Origin of the sequence: Sphingopyxis sp. (assembly GCF_036402335.1) — a bacterium.
Taxonomy (GTDB): domain Bacteria; phylum Pseudomonadota; class Alphaproteobacteria; order Sphingomonadales; family Sphingomonadaceae; genus Sphingopyxis.
Genome location: NZ_DASWTD010000322.1, coordinates 1 through 3,399, shown reverse-complemented (window position 1 = coordinate 3,399; position 3,399 = coordinate 1). Strand labels below are relative to the sequence as shown.

General features: G+C 65.4%; 4 protein-coding genes. All 4 read left to right on the top strand.

Annotated elements, in window-relative coordinates:
- Window positions 1-814: alpha/beta hydrolase (locus VGD20_RS09990; RefSeq protein ID WP_331134296.1), on the top strand; the 814-nt coding region annotated here is incomplete at its 5' end.
- A gap of 62 nt (window positions 815-876) precedes the next feature.
- A complete protein-coding gene (locus tag VGD20_RS09985; RefSeq protein WP_331134295.1) occupies window positions 877-1,812 on the top strand; it encodes a hypothetical protein in 936 nt (311 codons plus the stop codon).
- Window positions 1,813-1,895: 83 nt separating this feature from the next.
- Window positions 1,896-2,681: a polyphosphate kinase gene (locus tag VGD20_RS09980; RefSeq protein ID WP_331134294.1), complete on the top strand. Its 786-nt coding sequence runs from the start codon at window positions 1,896-1,898 to the stop codon at window positions 2,679-2,681.
- A 54-nt stretch (window positions 2,682-2,735) separates the two neighbouring features.
- On the top strand, window positions 2,736-3,272 hold the full coding sequence (locus tag VGD20_RS09975; RefSeq protein ID WP_331134293.1) for a J domain-containing protein: 537 nt from the start codon (window positions 2,736-2,738) through the stop codon (window positions 3,270-3,272).
- Window positions 3,273-3,399: the final 127 nt, after the last annotated feature.

The following is a 3,399-nucleotide window of genomic DNA, read 5'->3' as shown; positions in this document are numbered from 1 at the left end:
ATGGGGTGAGCGCGGCGAGGGCCCTTCGCTGCTGCTGCTCCACGCGACGGGCTTTCACGCGCGGCTGTGGGATCAGGTCGTGGCGGCGCTACCCGCGGATACGCATGTCATCGCGCCCGATCATCGCGGTCATGGGCGAAGCTATCGCCCATCGTCGCTCGCCAACTGGGCGGCGACCGCCGATGTGCTGCTGCCGCTGCTCGATGGCCTCGGCGGACATTCGCTCGTCGGCTGCGGCCACAGCATGGGCGCCTATGTCCTGACCCGGCTCGCATCGCAGCGACCCGCCGCCTTCCGCCAGCTTGTGCTGATCGACCCGGTGATCATGGATCCGGCATTTTACGAAGGCGAGGCTGTCAAGCCGATCCCCGACCCCGCCGACCATCCTGTCGCGCGTCGCCGCAATAGATGGTCCGACGTCGAAGAGATGCGCGCGCGCTTCGCCGACCGGCCGCCTTATGCGAACTGGGATCCGCGCGTCCTTGCCGATTATTGCACCCATGGCCTGCTTCCGGCGGCCGAAGGCGACGGGCTGGAACTGGCCTGTCCGCCGGCGCTCGAGGCGTCGGTCTACCAGAATGCGCTGCGTACCAGCCCGCACGAATGGCTGCCCTATCTCGCGGTTCCGTCGACGGTGATCCGCGCGCCGACCGGCGAGCGTGGTGGTCCGCTCGATTTCTCACTGAGCCCGACCTGGACCGGCCTCGGTCCTGCGATCGGCGCCGGGTGTGACGAGTTGTGGCCGGACCATAGCCATTTTATCCCGATGGAAGCGCCCGCGCGCGTCGCGGCGGCACTCGCAGCCTTTCTCTGACGCTTTGACAGGCGCACGGGGCTGCGATAGCCCGGCGCGGGGTTGATGATCGGGGGTGAATCATGCGCGCGCGTTCGCTGTTTGCTGCGACCTTGCTTTGTTTCGCGGCGCCCGCTGCGGCCGAGACGCTGACGATTCACGGCAGCGATCCCGCCGGCGCAAGCGTCAACGACCTGCTCCGCCTGTCGGTCGAACGCTTCGAAGGTGAGGATGGCGCCGCCTTTGCGCAGCAGCTCGAGGCGGAACTCGCCAGGGCGCAGTTCGGCGGCCGGCCATGGTATCGCATCATCGCCCCCGAATCGGGCGCGCCGGCCGACGGGCTCGTTACAGGCACGACCCGTGCAAGTGTCGAGGAAGTTCCCGTCACCGAAAAGCGCAAGCGCTGCGTCGAGGACGACCCCGCCGACAAGAAAAAATGCCTGAAGGAGGTCAAGGTCGACATTCGCTGCCGCCTTCGTACGGTCAGCGTCGTGACGACCGCCCGGCTCGTCGCGCTCGCCGATGGGGCGGTCCGTTATACGCGGCCGCTAAATGCCCGCGATCAGCAAACATGGTGCCCCGACCGCTCCGCCTCGCGATCGGTCGAGGATTATATCGCGGCCACGTATCGCGATCAGGTCAATGCGATCCGGGGCGATCTGGCGCCGCGCGACTATGCGCTCGACGTGCGCGTCGACGAAAGCACCAAGGGCCTCGCGAAACCCGCACAGGCGGCGTTCAAAAATGCCATTCGGCTGACCAAGACCGATCAGGCCGGTGCCTGCGCCGCGTGGACCGCGCTGACCCGCGATGCCGAACCGACCGCCGCGCTGGCCTTCAATCTCGGCCTTTGCGCAGAAATGCAGGGCGATTTTAACGCCGCGATCGATTGGTATGGCGAGGCGCGGCGGCAGGGCGCGCGCAGCAGCGCGATTCCCGAAGGACTTGATCGAATCGATCGAAACCGCCGTGCGCTGGCCGACTGGGACGCGCGCAAGCGCATGACGCGTCCCGAGTAACGAAGGCGCGGCGTGCTGTGCCAGAAAACGACATCGGCGCATCGCGCTTGGAAGGATCGCTCCGCTTGCGCTAGGGAGGGCCCATGAGCATTTCCCTTTCCGATCACGAAGCTGGCGCCAAATATGATGGCGACTATGGCGATGCCCTCGACGCGCTGCAGGAGCGGCTCGAGCGTGTCCAGTCCGCGCACATCACGCACGGCCAGCGCAGCGTCATCATGTTCGAGGGTTGGGACGCAGCGGGGAAAGGCGGCATCATCAAGCGGATGACCGCGCTGCTCGACCCGCGCTTTTTCGAAGTCTGGCCGATCAGCGCACCGAATGAGGAAGAAAAGGCGCGCCATTTCCTGTGGCGTTTCTGGAAACGCCTGCCGGGCAATCGCGAAATCTCGATCTTCGACCGCAGCTGGTACGGCCGCGTCCTCGTCGAGCGCGTCGAAGGTTTTGCGAGCGAGGCCGAGTGGCGCAAGGGCTATGACGAGATCAACGAATTCGAGGCGCAGCTGACGGGAAGTCGCACGAACCTCGTCAAGATTTTCGTCCACCTGACGCAGGAAGAACAGGACAGGCGCTTCGCCGATCGCCTCGACGATCCATGGAAACGCTGGAAAACCGGAGCCGAGGACTATCGCAACCGGGCAAAGCGCAAGGACTATCTCGCCGCGATGGAGGAGATGTTCGAGCAGACGAACACGCGCTGGGCGCCGTGGAAAGTGATCGACGGGAACAACAAGAAGGCGGCGCGCATCTCCGCGCTGACCCATATCGCAGAGGCGCTCGAGGCGGTGGTACCGATGACCCCGCCCGATCTCGACCCCGCGGTCGTCAAGCTGGCGGCCAAGGCGTTCGGCTACAAGCCCAAAGACTAGGTTTTTCGGCCTTCTCGGCTAGCATTGGCGGCTTCCAGTCGCTACATGGACGGGATGAGCCGCGCCAAAAGATCCGATGACTGGGGTTTTCCCCGCTGGCGTCCTTATGGCTCGTCGCGCGAGGCACAGAAGGTGCGCCTCTGCGATCGCCATGGCTGCACCAATCCCGGCAACTGCCCTGCGCCAAAGTCGCCGAACAGCCCCGAACGCTGGTATTTCTGCGAAACGCACGCCGCCGAATATAATCGCGGCTGGGACTATTTCGAAGGATTGAGCGCCGAGGATGCTGCTGCGCGTGCCGCCGAGGAAGCCCGCGGCGCGAACAGCTACGCTCGCGCGCAGCATTATGCCTGGGGCGGGTCGGGCGACGGCAGTCGCAGCGCGGACGAAATGCGAGCGCTCGAAATCCTCGATCTCGAACCCGACGCCGATTTCGAGGCGACAAAGAAAGCGTGGCGCAATCTCGCCAAGGAATGCCATCCCGATGTGAAGCCCGGCGATGCCGAAGCGGCGAAGCGCTTTGCCGCGGGGCAGGCGGCGTTCGAAGTACTGAAGCAGGCCGAAGAGCGGAAGAGCTGGAAGCCAGCATAGCGGCAGCCGGCGCCGGGTTGAACGTCGTCTTTTCGGCCGGGAGCTGCCGATAGGGATGTGCACCCCGGCGAAAGCCGGGGCCCAGAGCGTAATCGCGCAATGCCAGCCTTCTGACGCCATGGGCCCC